This window comes from Aeromonas sp. ZOR0002 (genome assembly GCF_963866995.1).
Taxonomy (GTDB): Bacteria; Pseudomonadota; Gammaproteobacteria; order Enterobacterales; family Aeromonadaceae; genus Aeromonas; species Aeromonas caviae.
The window spans coordinates 5,274-6,393 of the sequence record NZ_CAWMFQ010000250.1; the positions used below are offsets into that span (position 1 = coordinate 5,274).

The window sequence follows — 1,120 nt, forward strand, 5'->3', positions numbered from 1 at the left end:
CTTGAGCATGAGGGCGAGTTCGGTGAGCACCGACTCCGTCGCCTGCTGGCAGGCGCGAAGCCCGGGGTGGCTCTGCATCAGGAAGTGGCTCTGGCGATCCCGCCAATAGGTGTTGGCCAGCATCTCCAGGGTGCAGACGCTGTTGCGAAGGGTGGTCTGGGTCGCCTCGAACAGCGGGCTGCCAAGGCGGGTCTCCTTGACCGCCGGGGCCAGCAGGGGGCGCAGGCTGACTATTTTGGCGAGCAGGCGGGCATGGCTTCGGGTGAGCTTGGGGCGCTCCAGCACGTTGGGGGAGAGGTGGGTGTGGTAGAGCCGCCCGGCCTGCTGCAGGGTGTCGTGCATCTGCAGACGCCAGTGGGTATAGGCCCGCTGGGGGTAGATGCTGCAAAACAGCAGGGCCAGCACCGACCCCAGGATGACGTCGCCGCTGCGCCAGAGCGCGGTCTCGATGTCCCCGGGCACCCCGCCGACGATGACCCCCAGGGTGATGCCGATGAGCAGCCCCACATAGGGGCGCTTGCCGAGCGCCAGGTAGCCGCACAGGAACATGATGGCGCAGCACCAGGCCAGCATCAGGGGCAGGGAGTAGAGCTCCAGATAGAGGGCCACCACCCCGCAGGCGGCGCCAAAGACGGTGCCCACCACCCGTTGCAGGGCGCGCGACAGCACGTTGCCCCAGAACGAGATGGGGCCCATCACCACCACCAGGGTGATGAGGGGCCAGGTGCTCTCCGGCAGCTTGAGCTCCCGGGTCAGCAGGAAGGTGAGGGTGAAGGCCAGGGCGATGCGCAGGCCGTGGACCAGGCGGTAGCGGCCATAGATGAGCAGATCGAAGCGGGAGAGCGGGGCATTGAGGCGCAAGGGCGTTCTCTTATCTCGGGTCAGGGTTGTGAGGATAGCAAGGGGGACGGCATTCGCCTTGACCTGCGTCGTTTCTCCGGTTCATGGGGGCGCACCTGTCGGCAGGCGCACCATGACCCGCTCGCCGGGGGGAAGGGCCGCGCTACCCGGCGCCCGTTCGATGCGGCAGTTGGCACTGTCGTGGCCCCCATCCACCGGGCGCACCAGCAGGGTGCCCGCCTCGTCCTGACTGAGCAAGCCGGGCACAACGCCCTGCTCT

1 protein-coding gene is annotated in these 1,120 nt (G+C 67.9%); it reads right to left on the reverse strand.

The annotated features are described in order from the left end of the window. The coding region (locus tag AACR77_RS13875) for an FUSC family protein (protein ID WP_042882299.1) at nucleotides 1-861 on the reverse strand (861 nt) is incomplete at its 3' end. Between the last annotated feature and the right edge of the window lie 259 nt (nucleotides 862-1,120).